Annotated in this window: 15 protein-coding genes; 7 read left to right on the top strand and 8 right to left on the bottom strand. The window is 60.7% G+C overall.

Annotated elements, in window-relative coordinates; translation table 11 throughout:
- Nucleotide 1 precedes the first annotated feature (1 nt).
- The 4 genes from AACH39_RS04630 to AACH39_RS04615 form a co-directional block, all read right to left on the bottom strand.
- A complete protein-coding gene (locus AACH39_RS04630) occupies nucleotides 2–1,123 on the bottom strand; it encodes an efflux RND transporter periplasmic adaptor subunit (protein WP_215782212.1) in 1,122 nt (373 codons plus the stop codon).
- Between the two features lie 14 nt (nucleotides 1,124–1,137).
- Nucleotides 1,138–2,691: an efflux transporter outer membrane subunit gene (locus tag AACH39_RS04625; RefSeq protein ID WP_338621015.1), complete on the bottom strand. Its 1,554-nt coding sequence runs from the start codon at nucleotides 2,689–2,691 to the stop codon at nucleotides 1,138–1,140.
- Nucleotides 2,692–2,848: 157 nt separating this feature from the next.
- A complete protein-coding gene (locus AACH39_RS04620) occupies nucleotides 2,849–3,349 on the bottom strand; it encodes a ferritin-like domain-containing protein (RefSeq protein WP_338621014.1) in 501 nt (166 codons plus the stop codon).
- A gap of 62 nt (nucleotides 3,350–3,411) precedes the next feature.
- Nucleotides 3,412–4,089, bottom strand: a complete 678-nt coding sequence (locus AACH39_RS04615) for a type 1 glutamine amidotransferase domain-containing protein (protein ID WP_252346206.1) — start codon at nucleotides 4,087–4,089, stop codon at nucleotides 3,412–3,414.
- 298 nt (nucleotides 4,090–4,387) lie between these two features.
- Between AACH39_RS04615 and AACH39_RS04610 the strand changes: the two genes are divergently transcribed.
- Complete coding sequence (locus tag AACH39_RS04610; protein ID WP_338621013.1) at nucleotides 4,388–5,179, top strand: EAL domain-containing protein; 792 nt, start codon at nucleotides 4,388–4,390, stop codon at nucleotides 5,177–5,179.
- Between the two features lie 117 nt (nucleotides 5,180–5,296).
- Here AACH39_RS04610 and AACH39_RS04605 read toward each other — a convergent pair whose 3' ends face one another.
- A complete protein-coding gene (locus AACH39_RS04605; RefSeq protein ID WP_338621012.1) occupies nucleotides 5,297–6,289 on the bottom strand; it encodes an aldo/keto reductase in 993 nt (330 codons plus the stop codon).
- A 104-nt stretch (nucleotides 6,290–6,393) separates the two neighbouring features.
- Between AACH39_RS04605 and AACH39_RS04600 the strand changes: the two genes are divergently transcribed.
- Nucleotides 6,394–7,275: a LysR family transcriptional regulator gene (locus AACH39_RS04600; RefSeq protein WP_338621011.1), complete on the top strand. Its 882-nt coding sequence runs from the start codon at nucleotides 6,394–6,396 to the stop codon at nucleotides 7,273–7,275.
- Between the two features lie 270 nt (nucleotides 7,276–7,545).
- Nucleotides 7,546–7,749 carry a cold-shock protein gene (locus AACH39_RS04595; protein WP_338621010.1) on the top strand — a complete coding sequence of 68 codons (204 nt, stop codon included), beginning with the start codon at nucleotides 7,546–7,548 and terminating at the stop codon, nucleotides 7,747–7,749.
- 115 nt (nucleotides 7,750–7,864) lie between these two features.
- On the opposite strand, the gene infA is transcribed toward AACH39_RS04595, so the two are convergent.
- The 3 genes from infA to AACH39_RS04580 all read right to left on the bottom strand — a co-directional run bounded on the left by infA (nucleotide 7,865) and on the right by AACH39_RS04580 (nucleotide 10,500).
- Entirely contained in the window at nucleotides 7,865–8,125 is a 261-nt protein-coding gene (infA, locus tag AACH39_RS04590) for a translation initiation factor IF-1 (RefSeq protein WP_215782219.1), read from the bottom strand.
- Nucleotides 8,126–8,541: 416 nt separating this feature from the next.
- Complete coding sequence (locus tag AACH39_RS04585) at nucleotides 8,542–10,260, bottom strand: NAD-dependent malic enzyme (protein ID WP_338621009.1); 1,719 nt, start codon at nucleotides 10,258–10,260, stop codon at nucleotides 8,542–8,544.
- A 12-nt stretch (nucleotides 10,261–10,272) separates the two neighbouring features.
- The gene (locus AACH39_RS04580) at nucleotides 10,273–10,500 is read right to left on the bottom strand and encodes a hypothetical protein (protein WP_338621008.1); all 228 of its coding nucleotides are present in this window, start codon (nucleotides 10,498–10,500) and stop codon (nucleotides 10,273–10,275) included.
- A gap of 567 nt (nucleotides 10,501–11,067) precedes the next feature.
- On the opposite strand from AACH39_RS04580, the gene hydE reads away from it, so the two are divergent.
- The 4 genes from hydE (at nucleotide 11,068) to hydG (ending at nucleotide 17,626) form a co-directional block, all read left to right on the top strand.
- Nucleotides 11,068–12,252, top strand: a complete 1,185-nt coding sequence (gene hydE / locus AACH39_RS04575) for a [FeFe] hydrogenase H-cluster radical SAM maturase HydE (RefSeq protein ID WP_338621007.1) — start codon at nucleotides 11,068–11,070, stop codon at nucleotides 12,250–12,252.
- Between the two features lie 82 nt (nucleotides 12,253–12,334).
- Entirely contained in the window at nucleotides 12,335–14,332 is a 1,998-nt protein-coding gene (locus AACH39_RS04570) for an FAD-dependent oxidoreductase (RefSeq protein WP_338621270.1), read from the top strand.
- A gap of 12 nt (nucleotides 14,333–14,344) precedes the next feature.
- Nucleotides 14,345–16,102: a 2Fe-2S iron-sulfur cluster binding domain-containing protein gene (locus AACH39_RS04565; protein ID WP_215782224.1), complete on the top strand. Its 1,758-nt coding sequence runs from the start codon at nucleotides 14,345–14,347 to the stop codon at nucleotides 16,100–16,102.
- A gap of 120 nt (nucleotides 16,103–16,222) precedes the next feature.
- Entirely contained in the window at nucleotides 16,223–17,626 is a 1,404-nt protein-coding gene (gene hydG / locus AACH39_RS04560; RefSeq protein ID WP_338621006.1) for a [FeFe] hydrogenase H-cluster radical SAM maturase HydG, read from the top strand.

Below are 17,626 nucleotides of genomic sequence, written 5' to 3'. Positions count from 1 at the left end.
CTCAGTGTTCCTGCGGCGTCGGCGCGGCATCATTGGCCGGCTGAACCGAGTTGTCGATCACCACCGGGGCACCATTCTTCAGCTTGAGCTGCCCGCTGGTCACCACTTCCTGACCTTCCTTCAGCCCGGACAGAACGGCAACCTGGTCGCCACGGGTTTCACCGGTGGTGACGAAGAGCTGATGGACAATGCGGTTGCTGCCGGCGACCGGCTTGTCGGTGGTTTCCACCACATACACGGTCGAGCCATAGGCGTTGTAGGTGATCGCGGTTTGTGGCAGGGTCAGGTAACGCTGCTTCTGACCGACCGACACATGGGCATTGGCAAACATGCCCGGCAACAGTTTGCGCTGCGGGTTGTCGATCAGTGCCTCGACCTGGACGTTGCGCGTGGTGTTATCCACCTTGGGGTTGATGGCATTGATGCGACCGCTGAAGGTCTGACCCGGGAAGGCGTCCGTCAGTGCGGTGACCGTCTGCCCCACGGCCAGGCGAGCCAGCCGGCTTTGCGGGATGTAGAAATCCAGGTGAATCGGGTTGATTTCCTGCAGGGTGACGATCTTGTCACCCGGGTTGACGTACTGACCCGGCACGAAGGCGCTGATACCCAGACGGCCGGCGAACGGCGCGCGGATCACCTTCTTGGCCACCAGGGCGGCCTGTTGTTCGACCTGAGCGGTTTTGGCGCGCAGATCGGCCGCATCGTTATCTACCTGTGCCTGGCTGACGCCCTGCACGGCCAGTTGCGCCTGGTCACGCTTCAGCGTGATGGCGGCCAGCTCGGCGCTGGCCTGCAGCGCGTGCAGCTGGGCGATGTCTGAGTCGGCGTTCAGCTCCAGCAGGACTTCGCCGGCCTTGACGTCCTGACCCGACTTGAAGTGGACGGCCTTGACCTTGCCGGCGACTTCACTGCTGATGTCGACGCCGCTGACGGCCGACAGCGTACCCACCGAATTGAGCTGCAGCTGCCATTCCTGCGATTTGACGACGGTCGAGGTGACGGTCTGCGGACTCGGTTTCGGGGCGTTGGCCATCAGGCTGCGGATATGCAGGAAGAAGCCGAAGCCCAGCAGAATGATCAGCAGCAGCACGCCACCCAGCATGATCAACATGCGTTTGGTCATGATTGCGATTCCTTTTATTGAATGTTGTTATCGTTGTGGGCAGCAGCCGTCTTTTGGCTGTTGCCTGCTTGTTCTTGTCCGGTGCGGTTCCACCAGCCACCACCCAGTGCCATATACAGCATGGCGCTGTCGCTGAAGCGTGCCGCCTGGGCCGTGGCCAGATTGGTGCGCGCCTGCTGGTAGCTGCGCTCGGCGTCCAGCACATTGAGGTAGCTCACCGCCCCCAGCCGATAGCGCTGCTGCATGATGTCGCGCAGCTGCCGGCTCTGCGCCGTCAGCGTAGCCTGGGCATCCAGCGTGCCGGCGTCGGCTTCGATGGTGCGCAGGGTGTTGGCGACATTCTGGAAGGCCCCGAGGACGGTTTGCTGATATTGCGCCGCCGCCTGGTCGTAGGCCGCGACAGCCGCACGGCGCTTGGCGCGCAAGGCACCGCCGTCGACGATCGGCAGTACCAGCCCGGCCCCCAGATTCCACAGCGAGGCATAGCTGTTCACACCACCCATCTCTGTGCGCTGACGGGTGTAGCTGCCGCTCAGCGTGATTTGCGGGTACAGATTGGCCGTGGCGACACCGACCTGGGCGCTGGCCTGATGCAGCAAGGCTTCGCTGGCCTGGATGTCGGGACGTTGCCGTACCAGGGCCGAGGGCAGGGACAGCGGCAGCGCCTGCGGCAGACGCAGGGTGTCGAGGTTGACCTGCGGCAGATCCGGATCATTGGGGTAGCGCCCCAGATAGAAGGCCAACTGATTGCGGGTCTGGGCCAGCGATTTTTCCAGCGCCGGCAGGGCCGCCTGACTTTGTGCCACCAGCTGTTGCTGACTCATCACCGCGGTGAGCGGCTGGGCACCCAGCTGATTCTGCTTGCCAATGATCTCCAGCTGCGCCAGCTGTGTGGCCAGTGCCGCGCGACTGGCATCCAGCTGCACCTGCAGTGCCGCAGCCTGGACGGCGGTGTTGACCACATTGAAGATCAGCGTCTGACGCGCGGCTTCCAGCTGGTAACGCTGATAGTCGACTTGTGCCGCCAGGGTTTCCAGCTCGCGCCGGCCGCCGCCGAATACGTCCAGAGTGTAGGAAACACTCAGACCTCCGCTGTAGACGGTGAAGTCCTTGGCCGGTGGTGTGCCCTGAACCTGGCGCTGGCGGCTGGCATTGCCAGTGGCATTGATGGTGGGAAATTCCAGCGTACCGGCTTCGGCATTGTAGTTCTCTTGCGCCTGACGCACGGCCGCCTGGGCAGCCGCCAGTGTCGGACTGTGCTGCAGGGCCTCGCTAATCATGGCGTTGAGTTCGGGCGAATGGAACAACGACCACCATTCGGCGGGCAGGTCTTTGTCACTGCTGACCGACTGGCTGGCACCAGCCTGGCCGGCATCAGGCGCTTTGGCGCCGCTGACCTGCAGGACAGTCTTGGCCTGTCCCGGCAGATAGCCGGTCGGCGTACTGACGGTGGGCGACTTGAAGTCGGGGCCGACTGCGCAGCCAAGCAGCAACATGCTGAGCGCCAGGCTGGTCAGGCACGACAAACGGCCCGGCATCAGGCCGGGCCGAGCGGGTTTTTCCTGCATTTCACGCTCCTCGTCGAGCTCGTGGCTCGGCGTTTATCACTCAAATATTTTAGAGCGTTACTTTACATGGTTATTGCATACATTTGTCTTGATAATTGTTGCTGTTTTCAAAGGCCCGTGACGTCAGCGTACCGCCCGTTCTCGGCTGCCCCGATACTCAGGCGGCAGCGCTGGCATTGACACGCACTGACAGATACAGCGCCTCGCCCATGCGATCGAGCAGGCTCATTTCGTTTCTCAGCCAGGAAAGATGGGCTTCTTCGCCTGCCAGCACGTCTTCGATCAAACGGCGTGTGGTGGCGTCACCCAGCTTGGCCAGCGTTTCGATGGCCTGATTGAGCACCGGCAGGCCGGCCTCCTGAATCTGCAGGTCCGCCTGCAGAATCTCCCTCAATGTCAGGCCAATGCGTGGCTGTGCCACGGTGAAATCCGGACTGCCGCCGATGTCCAGTAAGCGGTCTGTCAATGCTTTCAGGGTCAGGGGCTCGTCACTGATATGCCCCTGCATCTGGATGCTCAGGCTGGTCAGCCCCAGGGCGCTGATCTGTGCCAGATGGGTCTGGTGCTGCACGCTCGCCCCCCAGAATGCGCCAATCAACTGGTTTAGCAGTGCAGGGACCGGGCTGGGAGTGGGGCTTGCCGTCGGGATGTGGCTCATGGCTGTCTCTCTATCGATTCAATGGGGAAGGGGGCATTGTCGCCAGGCCCCCTGTTGTCTGGTCAGGCGAAGAAGGTCAGCAGTGCCCGGGCGACGCCTTCCGAGCTGGCCGGGTTCTGGCCGGTGATCAGCTTGCCGTCTTCGACGATGAACGGTGCCCAGTCCGGACCCTTCAGGTAGATGCCCTGTTGACGCTTGAATTCGTCTTCGATCAGGAACGGTACGACGTCGGTGAGTTCGACCGCGGCTTCTTCGCCATTGGTGAAACCGGTGACGCGACGGCCGGCGACCAGCGGGCGGCCGTCAGCGGCCTTGACGTGGCGCAGTACACCCGGTGCGTGGCAGACGAAGCCGATCGGTTTGCCGGCGCGTTCGAAGGCTTCGATCAGGTCGATGGAGGTCTGCGAGACGGTCAGATCCCACAGCGGGCCATGGCCGCCCGGGTAGAACACGGTATCGAAGTCCTGCTGCTGCACGCTGTCCAGGCGTACGGTGTTGGCCAGGGCTTGCTGGGCGGCCGGGTCGGCCTTGAAGCGATGGGTCAGTTCGGTCTGGAATTCGGCCAGGTCGCTTTTCGGGTCGAGCGGCGGCTGGCCGCCGAGCGGCGAGGCCAGCACGATGTCGGCGCCGGCATCCTTGAAGACGTAGTAGGGCGCGGCGAATTCTTCCAGCCAGAAGCCGGTTTTCTTGCCGGTGTTGCCCAGTTGGTCGTGCGAGGTGAGTACCATCAAGACTTTCATGATTGTTCCTTTGTTGTGCGGCCGCCGGCAGGCGGCCTGTGTCGTGTTGAAGCGTGCTTCAGCCATTGGTATCGGTGCGCTGAGTGGGGCACGAAGAGGATGGACACATGGTAGGCGTGATGGTCGGATGAACGCCAATAGGGGTATTTAGTCTGGGGTATAAATAAATTTATGGTGAGTGGTGGTGGGGGGCAGAAGGGCAATGGATGTTCTCATCTACCTATGATTGCCATCATTGATGGTTTATGATTTCTGCATTGTGCCGGACGGGCGTTGCATTGTCTGGAGAGGGGGAAAGATGAATCATGCCTGCCATCAGAATCCTGCTGCACACCAGGCCGATGAGGCGGTTTGTTCGATCTGCCGCGATGGCGATGCGCTGGATTTCTCGTTCAGCTTTGCCTTTCAGCCCATTATCGATATCCAGGCCAGGCGGGTGTTTGCCCATGAGGCTCTGGTCCGTGGCCCCCAGGGGGAGTCTGCGCTGTCGGTGCTGGAGCGGGTGAATGCGGCCAACCGCTATCAGTTCGATCAGGCCTGCCGGGTGCAGGCCATTCGCATGGCAGCGAGTCTGGGCATGCAGAGCAAGCTTTCCATCAACTTCCTGCCAAATGCCATCTATCGGCCGGAGGTGTGTATCAGTACCACCCTCAAGGCGGCTGAGACTTACCACTTTCCGGTGGAAAACATCATTTTTGAAACGGTCGAAGGCGAGCGCATCGAAGATGGCCGGTGGCTGGAGGAAGTGTTTCGCGCCTATCGGCGCATCGGCTTCCTGACCGCGATCGATGATTTTGGCGCGGGTTATGCCGGTCTGAACCTGCTGGCCGATTTCCAGCCGGACATTATCAAGCTGGACATGGGGCTGATCCGTGGCATTGACCAGCACAAGAATCGCCGAGTCATCGTCAGTGCCGTCGCCGGCCTCTGTGCCGAACTCGGTATCAAGCTGATCGCAGAGGGGGTGGAGACCCGGGGGGAGCTGGCCTGCCTGCGTGATCTGGGAATTGAACTGATTCAGGGCTATCTGTTGTCCCGGCCGATTTTCGAAGGCTTCCTGCCAGACGGCGCAATCGACTTGCCGGGGTGAAAGAGGCAAAACGGTTTGCCGATCCCGTTGAGCAGTGCTCCAGACGGGGTCAGGTCTTGTATTTTGCATTCCAATGCAAAATACAAGACCTGACCCCGTCTGATGCGTCTGATGGCGTTACAGTCCGGTCATTTTTTCCATTTCTGCCGGGTAGCGGGTGCCCTGGATGGTGATGCGGGACGCGGCCAGGGTGATTTGCGCCAACTCGCTATCAGTCAGCACCAGGTCGATGGCCGCCAGGTTTTCGTCCAGTCGGGTTAACTGGCGTGTTCCGGGAATCGGTACGATCCAGGGTTTTTGTGCCAGCAGCCAGGCCAGGGCGATCTGTGCCGGTGTGGCCCCTTTCTGTTGAGCTGTCGCTTGCAGCAACTGGATCATGGTCTGATTGGCCTGACGCGCTTCGGGGGTGAAGCGCGGGCTGCTTGCCCTGAAATCGTTGGCGGCGAACTGGGTGGTTTCGTCGATTTTGCCGCTGAGAAAGCCCCGGCCCAGCGGGCTGAACGGCACCAGGCCAATACCCAGTGCTTCCAGCGTCGGCAGAATCTCTGTCTCAATTTCCCGGGTCCACAGTGAGTACTCGCTTTGCAGTGCGGTTACCGGCTGAACGGCATGGGCGCGACGAATGGTCTGTGCGCCGGCCTCCGAAAGTCCGAAATGCTTGACCTTGCCTGCCTGAATCAGCTGCTGGACGGTACCGGCTACGTCTTCAATCGGCACCTGCGGATCTACCCGATGTTGGTAGAGCAGGTCGATGACCTCGGTATTCAGACGCTTGAGCGATTGTTCCACCACCTGGCGGATATGCTCGGGGCGACTGTTGACCTGTTGCAGTGAGGCGGATCCGGCCTGGATGTCGAAGCCGAATTTGGTGGCAATCACCACATGCTCGCGCACGGGGGCCAGGGCTTCGCCCAGCAGTTCCTCGTTGACGTAAGGGCCATACACTTCGGCGGTATCAAAGAAGTTGACCCCGCGATCGACGGCGCTGCGCAGCAGACTGATCATTTGCTGACGATCCGCCGCAGGGCCATAGGTCGAGCTCATGCCCATGCATCCCAGGCCCAGTGCGGACACCTTGAGACCACTGTTGCCTAATTGACGATATTGCATCTTTGACTCCTTTTGTTTGGCGGATGGACAGGAGGAGTCTAGGCATTGGTTGAATGTATAACTAGACTGAATAAATGGCATGAACTGGTGAGAATTAATCAACAATGAGCTATATGGATGATCTGGCCACGTTTGTGGCGGTGGTACAGGCAGGCAGTTTTACCCGTGCTGCGGCACGACTGGGCGTGTCCAAGTCGGCAATCAGTCATGCCATGCGGACGCTGGAAACCCGGCTGGGTATCAAGCTGTTGCAGCGGACCACGCGCAGTGTCTCGACCACCGAGGCCGGGCAGCGCCTGTATCTGGCGGTGGCGCCGCGTTTTGCCGACATCGAGCAAGAGCTGTCCGTTCTGAGCGAGCTGCGCGACAAGCCGGCCGGCACGGTGCGGATCACGGCCAGCGATCATGCGGTGGATGCCCTGATCTGGCCGCGCCTGGCGCACTGGTTGACGCAATATCCGGATATCTCGGTGGAAATCACCAGCGACAATCGTTTTACCGACATTGTCGCCAATCGCTACGATATTGGTGTGCGAATTGGAGAAGATCTCGCCAAGGACATGATTGCCGTGCGCATGTCACCGGATTTGCACATGGCCGTGGTGGGTAGCCCGGGATACTTCCAGTCGCGCACCCGTCCCCGGGCCCCGCAGGATCTGCTGGAGCACAACTGCATCAATCTGCGCCTGCCGACTCATGGCGGTCTGATGCCCTGGGAGTTCAAACAGCAGGGACAGCACATCAAGATCAATGTGCGCGGGCAGTTGGTCTTCAGCAATATGCTCATGACTTTGCAGGCAGCACTGGATGACGGGGGGCTGGCCTGGCTGCCCAGAGACAGAGTGGCACCGCATCTGGCCAGCGGCCGGCTGGAGATGGTGCTGGAAGATTGCGCGGCAAGTTTTAGCGGCTATCACCTGTATTACGCCAGTCGTCAGGTGTCACCTGCCGTCGCGCTGGTGTTGGCGCGTTTACGTTCGGCATGAGGTCATGGCCCTGATTTCAGGGGGGTATGCGCCGGGCGCCATGTCCTTCATGATGCGCACATCGAAGGGTGTCGAGCGTCCGGATTGGGGGCCTCATGCCAAAAAATAGATTGACCTGCGCGGCTTTGTCGCGTACAAAGGGCAAGCAGGATGTTCAAGCGTCATGTCTGTCGATACCTCGTAGCCCTCCAAGCAGGTCTTCTTCGTTTCCTTATCTGTCTCTTGATTATCATGTTTTTCTGCAATCCAAATTGATTCAAGGAGTAGGTTATGGAAACGGGTACCGTTAAGTTCTTCAATGATGCAAAAGGTTTTGGTTTCATCACGCCTGATAATGGCGGCGGTGATCTTTTCGCGCATTTTTCTGAAATTCGTGCAGATGGTTTTAAATCCCTGCAAGAAGGTCAGAAAGTCAGCTATTCCCGCGCAATGGGCCAGAAGGGCCCGGCAGCAACGGCCATTCAGCCGCTGTAAGCCTTGCTGAAAAAAAAGCCCCGTTCGGGGCTTTTTTTATTTGTGCTGCCAGAATGAAAAACCTGCCATAAGGCAGGTTTTTTTATTCATGAAACCGGTCTGGTTTGCCGAAACCTTAGTGTCTTGGCCTTGTTTGCGGTTGATGGGCCGGCCTGGCTGTCGGGTGACGAAAATTGATTCGCCCTTTGCTGAGGTCGTAGGGTGACATTTCGACAGTCACTCGGTCGCCCTGCAGTACGCGGATGCGGTGTAGTTTCATTTTCCCCGAGCCATACGCCAGAATTTCGACGTTATTATCGAGCCGAACACGAAAGCGTGATTCCGGCAGCATCTCGATGACAATACCTTCGAGTTCAATCATGTCTTCTTTGGGCATGGTATTTCCAATCTAAAAATTTACCTGTCGGGCAGGCAAGGTGCCTGGGCGACATCAGGATTGGCTTCGTGGACCTGGGCGGAAATTGCTGTAGCTAAACGGCAGCAGTTAAGGCAAGGCAGGTGATGAAGTTCATCACCTTAGGAAGAGTTGTTGAAATATTATTCCTATCTTGTTGATTTGTCAATGTTTGTTTAAATTTGGTGCTTCTGGTGGTGTGGGGCATTGCATCGGTGCATGGCATTGGTGCATTGCATTGGTGCATTGCCTCCGGCGAATGCACCCTACGCGAATGCACCCTACGTTAATGCGTTCTACGTGAATGCGTTATGTGCGGATGTGGTTTGCTTGTGTTAATGAAAAAACGCCCCGCCAATTCTGGCGGGGCGTTTTTGACTTGCTTTGCCGCTGGCGGCTTACTTGGCCAGGAAGACGTGCGGGTATACCGGTTCCCACATCTTGCAGTCGATCTTGGCGGCCATGTCGGCTTCGCTCATCGGAGCGATCTGTCCATCGGCGATGGCCTGTTTGCCGACGCCGAGGGCGACGGCACGGGCGGCCTTGCGCAGGTCGGCAACCGGCGGCAGCAGGTTGGCCTGCGGGTCCAGACGGGCCGGCGACAGCTCAGCCAGTGCCTTGGCAGCGGCCATGAACAACTGGTCGGTGATGCGCGGGATCTTCAGTGCCAGGGCGGCCACACCCACACCCGGGAAGATGTAGGAGTTGTTGGTCTGGTCGACCTTGAACTGGCGGCCATGGCGTTCGATCGGCGGGAAGGGGCTGCCGGTGCCGATGATGACGCGGCCTTCGGTCCAGGTCATCAGGTCCTCCGGACGGGCTTCGCTGTTGGCGGTCGGGTTGGACAGCGGGAAGATCACCGGACGCTCAACATGCTTGGCCATTTCGCGCACCATGGCTTCGGTGAACGAACCGGCCTGGCCGGAGACGCCGATCAGTACGGTCGGCTTGGCGTTGCGGATCACGTCCATCATCGACGGCTGTTCGTTGTCGCACACCCAGCCGGCGGTGGCGCTGGCTTTTTGCACATAACGGCGCTGGAACGGTTCCAGCTTGGCCATGTCGGTCTTGCCTTCGATCATCAGGCCGGCGCGACCGACCACATAGAAGTGACTGGCGGCTTCTTCGGCGCTCAGGCCGGCTTCCACCATGATGTTCTGGATCAGCGAGGCGATACCGCAACCGGCCGAGCCACCGCCGAGAATCACCACGCGCTGCTCGGTCACCGGGACGCCGGTGACGTTGATGGCGGCCAGCAAGGTACCGCTGGCGACGGCGGCGGTGCCCTGTACGTCATCATTGAAGGTGCACAGCTGGTCACGATACTTCTCCAGCAGGCGACTGGCGTTGTTCTTGGCAAAGTCTTCCCACTGCAGCAGTACGTGCGGCCAGCGTTCCTTGACGGCGGCGACGAATTCGTCGACGAACTCATCATATTCTTCGCCGCGAATGCGGGCGTGGCGCCAGCCAATATACAGCGGATCTGCCAGCAGCTCCTGGTTGTCGGTGCCGACGTCCAGGGTGATCGGCAGGGTGGTGGCAGGGTGCAGGCCGCCGCAGGCGGAGTACAGGGCCATCTTGCCGATCGGAATGCCCATGCCGCCCGCGCCCTGGTCGCCCAGGCCGAGGATGCGTTCGCCGTCGGTGACGACGATGGCTTCGATATTGTCGAAGCGCGGATTGGCCAGGATCTTGCGGATCAGGCCCTTGTGCGGGTAGCTGAGGAACAGACCGCGAGGCTTGCGGTAGATGTGGCTGAAGCGCTGGCAGCCGGCGCCGACGGTCGGGGTGTAGATGACCGGCAGCATTTCTTCGATGTGTTGGGTGATGACCGCGTAGTAGAGGGTTTCATTGCTGTCCTGCAGTTCGCGCAGCATCACGTAGCGATCGAAATCGGTCGGCAGGGCGCGCAGGGCTTCCATGCGGCGAGCCACCTGTTCCTCCAGCGTCATCACGTTCGGCGGCAGCAGGCCATGCAGGCCCAGTTCGTCGCGCTCGGCTTCGGTAAAGGCGGTGCCCTTGTTCAGCAGCGGGTCGGCCAGGACGTCCTGTTCGGTCAGACGTGTCTTGACTTGCGCATCGATCGGGATGTCGGCACAGGGGAATTTGGAACCCATTTCAATCTCCGGTTAATTGATGTGTGAATGCTTGTAGAGGTTGGCCACGTCAGGCAGCGGTCCGGCCTGGCGGGGTTCGCTTTTGCGGATGGCCGGTGCGGCGAACAGCAGCACCGGCGGGGTGTCGCTGTCCAGCAGGCTGGCGGTGTGCCAAAGCGGTTGTTGTTCTGGCCGGATCGCCGGCTGGTATTGCCGTGCCGGACGAGGGGTCCGGGCGGTCTGCTTGTCGGTCTGGATCATGATGGGTCGTTCGGTTGACTTGCCCAGGGCAAGGCACCAAACCATGACGTGTTTTCGATGGCAGTAGGCTACCCCAATTCAATTGCTGAGCTGATGCTTTGTATGCATGGATTCATGTTTTAGCCGGTGGTTATATTCCAATGGCAATATGGCCTGGAGGGCGGTTCGAATACGCTGCCATCAGGTATTGGGCCATTCCATTTCGGCATCAAATGTCATGAATTGCCATACAAGGGATGACGAGGATCAAAGAGTTGCCATAAGTGCTGTTCGATAATGAAGTCCAACAAGCCGGATTGTTCGTCAATGTTCGTTTGTGAACTTCCGGTGAGGGTCAGCGGCAGTCTTGCGTGTCTCGTCCTTCCTGTCATCGCCTGCTTCGGGCGCTCTGTCGGTTTCTGCGGGTGTCACGTCAGGGTTGGTTTTTGGCGGTCTGGCGCCGTGTTGCCTGCGGTGTTGGCCGCATCGGGCTGCATCTGATCATTGGTGTGCGAAAACGAACATGTCGCGCTTGTTGTGCGGGCATTTCCAATTTTCAGACAGGGAAGGGCGGTCAGGGTGGCAGCAATGAAGGATGACATCACGCGCATCATCGAGCACGGCGACTGGACCCGGGACAATCTGGTCCGGGTGCTCGGCATGCAGGACGACGCTGCGCTGGAGGTCTTGCGTGCTGCCGCCGAGGCGATGCTGCTGGACAAGGTGGGGGCCGGTGTCAGCCTGCGCGGCCTGATCGAGTTTTCCAATGTCTGCATTTCCGATTGCCTGTACTGCGGTATCCGCATGCATAACCGCCAGGTCGATCGCTATACGCTGAGTGACGACGAGATTGTCGAGTCGGCGCGCTGGTGTGCCGAGAAGGGCTATGGCTCGGTGGTGCTGCAGTCCGGTGAGCGGCGCGATGCGCGCTTTGTGGACCGCCTGGTGGCCAATGTGCGCGCCATCAAGCAGGCCACGCGTTCCGAACGCCAGCCGGAGGGCGTGGGCATTACCCTGTGTGTCGGCGAACAGTCGCGTGAAGACTATCAGCGCCTGTTCGAAGCCGGTGCGCACCGTTATCTGCTGCGTATGGAAACCTTCTCGCCCGCGCTGTTCGCGCGGATCCATCCGGCTCACCAACATTATGAAACGCGGCGTGCCTGTCTGAAGACGCTGCGCGAGGTCGGCTTTCAGGTCGGCACCGGGGTCATGATCGGCATTCCCGGGCAGACGCTGGAAGACCTGGCCGATGATCTGCTGGCTTTCCGGACGCTGGATATCGACATGATCGGCATGGGGCCTTACATCCCGCATGCCCAGGCGGCCATGCCGGCCGAGTGGCCGGTGGCGCCGGTCGAGGCGCGGCTGGATCTGGCCTTCAAGATGATCGGTCTGGCGCGACTGATGCTGGGCGATGTGAATATCGCCGCGACCACGGCGCTGCAGGCGCTGGATCCGGTCGGGCGCGAGCGTGGCCTGCGCTTTGGCGCCAATGTGATCATGCCGCAGGTCACGCCGCTCTCGGTACGCAAGCAATACACCCTTTATGACGGCAAGCCATGCCTGGAAGACAGTGCCGGCCAGTGTGCCACCTGTCTGGAAGGCCGCATTGCCTCGGTCAATCGTTTTATCCGCTACCACAGCTGGGGCGACTCGGTGCACTTTGCCCAGCGCAACGGTCTGGCCGTCGAGCCGGCCGAGCCGCCGTCCGGCCTGCGTCATCTGGCGCTGCGCGCCGACAAGATTATCAAGCTGCATCTGCAACAGGATTGATGCAGCCAGTACAGATTTTGGTCATTGAGAATCGCCCGCTGACGGGCAAAGCAATTCCGGGTTGGAGGAAAAATTGAAGACAATGCTGTATGGGGTATGGGATGGCAAGGTATACGACTTCCGCAAGCAGGCGGCGTCGGACGAGGCCGTCATTCCGGGGCTGAGTGGTCTGGAAGTCTTTGCGCCGGAGAATCCGGTCAAGGTGTTTGTCGCCGATCGCGGTTTCATGGTGTTCGATGCCTCGGCCAATCTGGCCGGTGCCTTCTGGCAATACCTGGCCCGCGCGGCGGACGAGTCCTGTGGCAAGTGCACGCCCTGTCGTGTCGGCACGGTGGAATTGCGTGATCAGCTGGATCTGCTGCGTCGCGGTGACGAGCCGGCCGGTGGTCTGCACAACCTGCGCATGTTGGCGCATTTGCTGGCGACGACCTCGCTGTGCGGCCTGGGGCAGTCTTCGGGCAAGGCGCTGATGGATGCGCTGACGCACTTCCCCAGCGAGTTCAGCGGCAAGGCGCCGGTGGCCGAGCAAAATGGCGTGATCTACACCACGGCCCCGTGTATCGAGGCTTGCCCGTCGCGTCTGGATGTGCCGCGCTATATCGATTCGATCCGCGAGGGGCGTAATACCCAGGCGATGGAAGTCATCCTCGACAAGTACCCGATGGCGGCCTCCTGTGGCCGGGTCTGTGTGCGTTTCTGCGAGTCGGCCTGTCGTCGTACCAAGGCCGAAGGGGCGCTGGCGATCAAGATGCTCAAGCGTTTTGCTTCCGACAAGGCCTACGCCAGCAGCAAGTCGTTCTTCAACAAGGAACGGGTGCGCCCGGTACTGCCTGCCCGGAAGAAGGTGGCGGTGGTGGGGGCCGGTCCGGCCGGTGTGACCTGTGCTTATCAGTTGCTCAAGCAGGGCATTGATGTCGATGTGATCGACATGCAGCACAAGGCGGGGGGCATGGCGTCGGTGGGGATTCCCAGTTATCGCCTGCCCAAGGACGTACTCAAGGCCGAGACCGAAGACGCGATTGTCAGTCTGGGCGGCAAGATGGTGTACGGCCGCAAGCTGGGCGAGGACTTTTCCGTCAATGATCTGTTCGCCGAGGGCTATGACAGCGTGTTCCTCGGTTATGGCGCCAGCCGTGGCACCCTGCTCGGGGTCAAGGATGAGGACCCGTCGCTCAAGGGCTATTTCTCGGGTATCGACTTTCTCAAGGCGGTGCATGACCGGGTAGAAGACGGTGTGCCGTTCGAGGTGAATGGCGAGGTCATCGTGGTCGGCGGCGGCAACGTGGCCATGGACTGCGTGCGTTCGGCGCTGCGCCTGGGGGCGCGCAAGGTGCATCTGGTGTATCGCCGTACTGTGGCCGACATGCCGGCAGATCACGAGGAGATCGAGGCTTCCGAGAAGGAGGGCATCGTGTTCCATTGCCTGACCAATCCGTCGCGGCTGATTGCCGATAACGGCCGGGTGGTCGGGGTGGAAGTGGTCGACATGCGCCAGACCGAGGTCGATGCCCGCGGTCGCCGCAATGTCGAGGCGGTGGAAGGTTCCGAGCATGTGCTCAAGTGCGATGTGGTGATTGCCGCCATCGGTCAGCAGGTGGATCGTGCCACGCTGGGCGAGGCTGACGGCATCGAGACCGATCGCTGGGGCTGCGTGGTGGCCGACAAGGACACCATGACCACCTCGCGCGAGGGGGTGTTTGCCGGCGGTGACTGTGTGCTGGGGCCGCAGACGCTGATTCAGGCCATGGCGCACGGCGAGCGTGCCGCACTGAGCATCGTGCAGTATCTGCAGGGGCAGCAGCCGAGCGTGTTGCCGGAACAGCGCATGCAGGCGCTGATTGCCGCCAACAAGCTGCTCAAGGGCGATTGCCTGCAGCGCGAGCCGATGCCGAAGCCGCGCCAGGCTGTCCCGGAACAGCCGGTCGAAGACCGGGTGGGTAACTTTACCGAGGTCGAGCTGGCGCTGACGCAGCGTGATGCCTACCTGGAGTCGGAACGTTGCCTGCGTTGCTACCGCCATTATCTGGTGGTGACCGAAAACCCGCTGGCGCACACTGCCCGCGCCGCTGAATTCGCATGATTGGGTTGGAAAATGAAAGCACAGATCAATAACAAGGAATGTTCGTTCGAGGCGCAGGAGTCGATTCTGCAAGTGGCGCGTCGTCATGGCGTGTTCATCCCGACCTTGTGCGAGTTGCACGATCAGGGGCATGCCCCGGGAACTTGCCGGGTCTGCCTGGTGGAAGTGAAGCGCGAGGGCGCGGCCAGTTCCGAGTTTGTCACGGCCTGTGATACGCCGATGCAGGAAGGGTTGCAGGTCATGACCCGTACCCAGGCGGTGCAGGATCTGCGTCGGGTGCAGGTCGAGCTGATCATGGCCGAGCACAATCAGGATTGTGCCGCCTGTTCGCGTCATGGCGATTGCGAACTGCTGGACGTGGCCGAAGCGGTCGGTGTGCGTCAGTCGTCCTGCAGTATCGCCCGTCCGGGCGTGAGCAAGGTGTGCGAAGGCACGGACAATGCCATTCGTTTTGATCCCAGCCGTTGTATCCGCTGCATGCGCTGCGTGGCGATGTGCCGCGACATTCAGGGGGTGGATGCCCTGAGTCTGGTGGGGCGTGGTGCCGAGTCGGCCATCGAGCTCAATGGGGGGGATGAGCGCCGTCAGTCTGACTGTGTGTCCTGTGGTCAGTGTGTGATGGTGTGCCCGACCGGTGCGCTGTCGGAGAACGATCAGACGCAGACGGTGATGAATTATCTGGTGGATCCGGAGATTGTCACGGTGTTCCAGATCGCCCCGGCAATCCGCGTCGGCTTCGGTCAGGAGTTCGGTCTGCCGGCCGGGACCAATGTCGAGGGTCAGGTGGTGGCGGCGCTGCGCCAGATCGGTGCCGACGTGATTCTGGATACCAATTTTGCCGCCGACCTGGTGATCATGGAGGAAGGGAACGAGGTGCTGGGCCGTGTCCTGGAGGGCCGCGGCACGACCTTTACCTCCTGTTGCCCGGGCTGGGTGGATTTTGCCGAGAAGCATTTCCCGGACATCCTGCCCATGGTGTCGTCGACGCGTTCGCCGCAGCAATGTCTGGGTTCGCTGGCCAAGACCTATCTGGCCAAAAAGATGGACATCGAGGCCGCGCATATCCGCGTGGTATCGATCATGCCGTGTACTGCCAAGAAGCAGGAAGCGGCGCGGCCTGAGCTGGCCAAGGACGGCATTCCGGATGTGGATGTGGTGCTGACCATCCGCGAGTTTGCCCGACTGCTGCGGCGCGAAGGGGTCGATCTGGCGGCGCTGGAACCGTCGGCTTTCGATAACCCGCTGATGAGTGAGTACACCGGTGCCGGGGTGATCTTCGGTACCACCGGCGGGGTGATGGAAGCGGCGATCCGTACGCTGTATTTCGTGGCCAACGGCAAGGAGCTGGAGGGCATTGAGGTGCATGAGGTGCGCGGTTTCGATCATGTGCGCGAGGCCAGCATCGAAGTGGGTGGTCAGGTCGGTACGCTGAATGTGGCCATGGTGCATGGTCTCAAGGGGGCGGCCCAGATGGCCCAGGCGGTGCTGGACGGTGCGGTGAAGTATGACTTCATCGAGGTGATGGCCTGCCCGGGGGGCTGTATCGATGGCGGCGGTCATCTGCGCAGCAAGAAGGGCTATCTCAAGCATGCCGAGGCGCGGCGCAAGGGGCTGTATGCCATTGACCGCAAGACCGGTGCGCGCCAGTCGCACCGTAACCAGCAGGTACAGAAGCTGTATCAGGATTTCCTCGGCGAACCGTTATCGCATGTGTCGCACGAGCTGCTGCATACGCATTACCACGCCAAGCCGCGCCAGGAAGAAGTCTGAGCGCGAGGGGTGCCGCCCGCGGCGCCCTGATGCAAGAAGCCTGCACCGCCGTCTTCCCGGCGGCGGTGCCGAAGGGCTCGGCAGGATAGGGATGAACGGATTTTTACATTGGAGAAAAGCATGAGTCACATTCACGATACCCAGGCCACCTGGCTGAACCCGGAAGTTGTCGAAACCGCGCTGGCCAATGCCAACAAGGATCCGGCACATATCCGCACCGTGCTGGCGAAGGCGCGCGAACTGAAGGGGCTGGATTTTGACGATGTGGCCGCCCTGGCCAGCATCGACAACGACGCGCTGCGTGACGAGCTGTTTGCCACGGCGCGCTACGTCAAGGAAGAAATCTACGGCAAGCGCATGGTGCTGTTTGCACCGCTGTACATTTCGAATGTGTGCGGCAATGAGTGTACTTATTGCGCATTCCGTGCCTCGAACAAGGAGATTCAGCGTCATGCGCTGAATATGGACGATATCAAGCAGGAAGCGCTGTGCCTGATCGATCAGGGGCAGAAGCGTGTACTGCTGGTGGCCGGTGAGGGCTACTCGGCGGCCAATGGCGGATTCAACTATGTGCTGGACGCGATCGATGCGGTGTACTCGGTCGAGCACAAGAACGGCAATATCCGCCGCCTGAATGTCAATGTGGCGCCGCTGAGCATTGAAGAGTTCCAGGCCCTGAAGGCCCGTGAAATCGGCACTTATCAGCTGTTCCAGGAAACGTATCATCGTCCGACTTATGCCGAGGTGCATGTGCGCGGCAAGAAGGCGGATTTCGACTGGCGTGCCAGTGCGATGGACCGGGCCATGCAGGCGGGCATCGACGATGTTGGTCTGGGCGCGCTGTTCGGTTTGTATGACTGGCGTTTCGAGCTGATGAGCGTGATGCAGCATATCGCCCATCTGGAGGCGCGTTTCGGGGTAGGCGCCCACACCATCAGCGTGCCGCGTATCGAACCGGCCGAAGGTTCCGATTACGCCAGCGCCCCGCCTTATGCCGTCAATGACGACGATTTCAAGAAGCTGATCGCCATTTTGCGTCTGGCGGTGCCGTATACCGGTCTGATTCTGTCGACGCGCGAATCGGCCGAGATGCGCCGTGAGGCGATTGCGCTGGGGATTTCGCAGATTTCCGCCGGCAGCCGGACCAATCCGGGTGGCTATGGCGCCGACGAAGGCTCGACCGAGCAGTTCCAGCTGGGTGATCACCGCTCGCTGGAAGAGGTGGTGCGCGAGTTGTCGCAGGCCGGCTTCGTGCCGTCGTTCTGCACGGCCTGCTACCGCATGGGGCGTACCGGCAAGGATTTCATGGATCTGGCCAAGCCGGGTCTGATCAAGCGCAAGTGCGATCCGAATGCGGTGACCACGCTGCAGGAGTACTTGTGTGATTATGCCGAGCCGGAAACGCAGGCTGCCGGCGAGACCGCCATCATGCAGTCGCTGGACAAGATGGATGCCAAGACCCGTCGCAACGCCGAGAAGATGTTGAACATGATCCGCTCGGGTCGCCGCGACATTTACTGCTGA

This window comes from Paludibacterium flexuosum (assembly GCF_037076605.1).
In the GTDB taxonomy this organism is placed as follows: domain Bacteria; phylum Pseudomonadota; class Gammaproteobacteria; order Burkholderiales; family Chromobacteriaceae; genus Paludibacterium.
The sequence above is the reverse complement of the archived record's forward strand: the minus strand, read 5'-3'. Positions and strand labels throughout refer to the sequence as shown.

Coding starts and splice junctions, on each gene's coding strand:
- AACH39_RS04630 (WP_215782212.1), bottom strand. CDS start 1,123: ATGACCAAACGCATGTTGATCATGCTGGGTGGCGTGCTGCTGCTGATC.
- AACH39_RS04625 (WP_338621015.1), bottom strand. CDS start 2,691: ATGCAGGAAAAACCCGCTCGGCCCGGCCTGATGCCGGGCCGTTTGTCG.
- AACH39_RS04620 (WP_338621014.1), bottom strand. CDS start 3,349: ATGAGCCACATCCCGACGGCAAGCCCCACTCCCAGCCCGGTCCCTGCA.
- AACH39_RS04615 (WP_252346206.1), bottom strand. CDS start 4,089: ATGAAAGTCTTGATGGTACTCACCTCGCACGACCAACTGGGCAACACC.
- AACH39_RS04610 (WP_338621013.1), top strand. CDS start 4,388: ATGAATCATGCCTGCCATCAGAATCCTGCTGCACACCAGGCCGATGAG.
- AACH39_RS04605 (WP_338621012.1), bottom strand. CDS start 6,289: ATGCAATATCGTCAATTAGGCAACAGTGGTCTCAAGGTGTCCGCACTG.
- AACH39_RS04600 (WP_338621011.1), top strand. CDS start 6,394: ATGAGCTATATGGATGATCTGGCCACGTTTGTGGCGGTGGTACAGGCA.
- AACH39_RS04595 (WP_338621010.1), top strand. CDS start 7,546: ATGGAAACGGGTACCGTTAAGTTCTTCAATGATGCAAAAGGTTTTGGT.
- infA (WP_215782219.1), bottom strand. CDS start 8,125: ATGCCCAAAGAAGACATGATTGAACTCGAAGGTATTGTCATCGAGATG.
- AACH39_RS04585 (WP_338621009.1), bottom strand. CDS start 10,260: ATGGGTTCCAAATTCCCCTGTGCCGACATCCCGATCGATGCGCAAGTC.
- AACH39_RS04580 (WP_338621008.1), bottom strand. CDS start 10,500: ATGATCCAGACCGACAAGCAGACCGCCCGGACCCCTCGTCCGGCACGG.
- hydE (WP_338621007.1), top strand. CDS start 11,068: ATGAAGGATGACATCACGCGCATCATCGAGCACGGCGACTGGACCCGG.
- AACH39_RS04570 (WP_338621270.1), top strand. CDS start 12,335: ATGCTGTATGGGGTATGGGATGGCAAGGTATACGACTTCCGCAAGCAG.
- AACH39_RS04565 (WP_215782224.1), top strand. CDS start 14,345: ATGAAAGCACAGATCAATAACAAGGAATGTTCGTTCGAGGCGCAGGAG.
- hydG (WP_338621006.1), top strand. CDS start 16,223: ATGAGTCACATTCACGATACCCAGGCCACCTGGCTGAACCCGGAAGTT.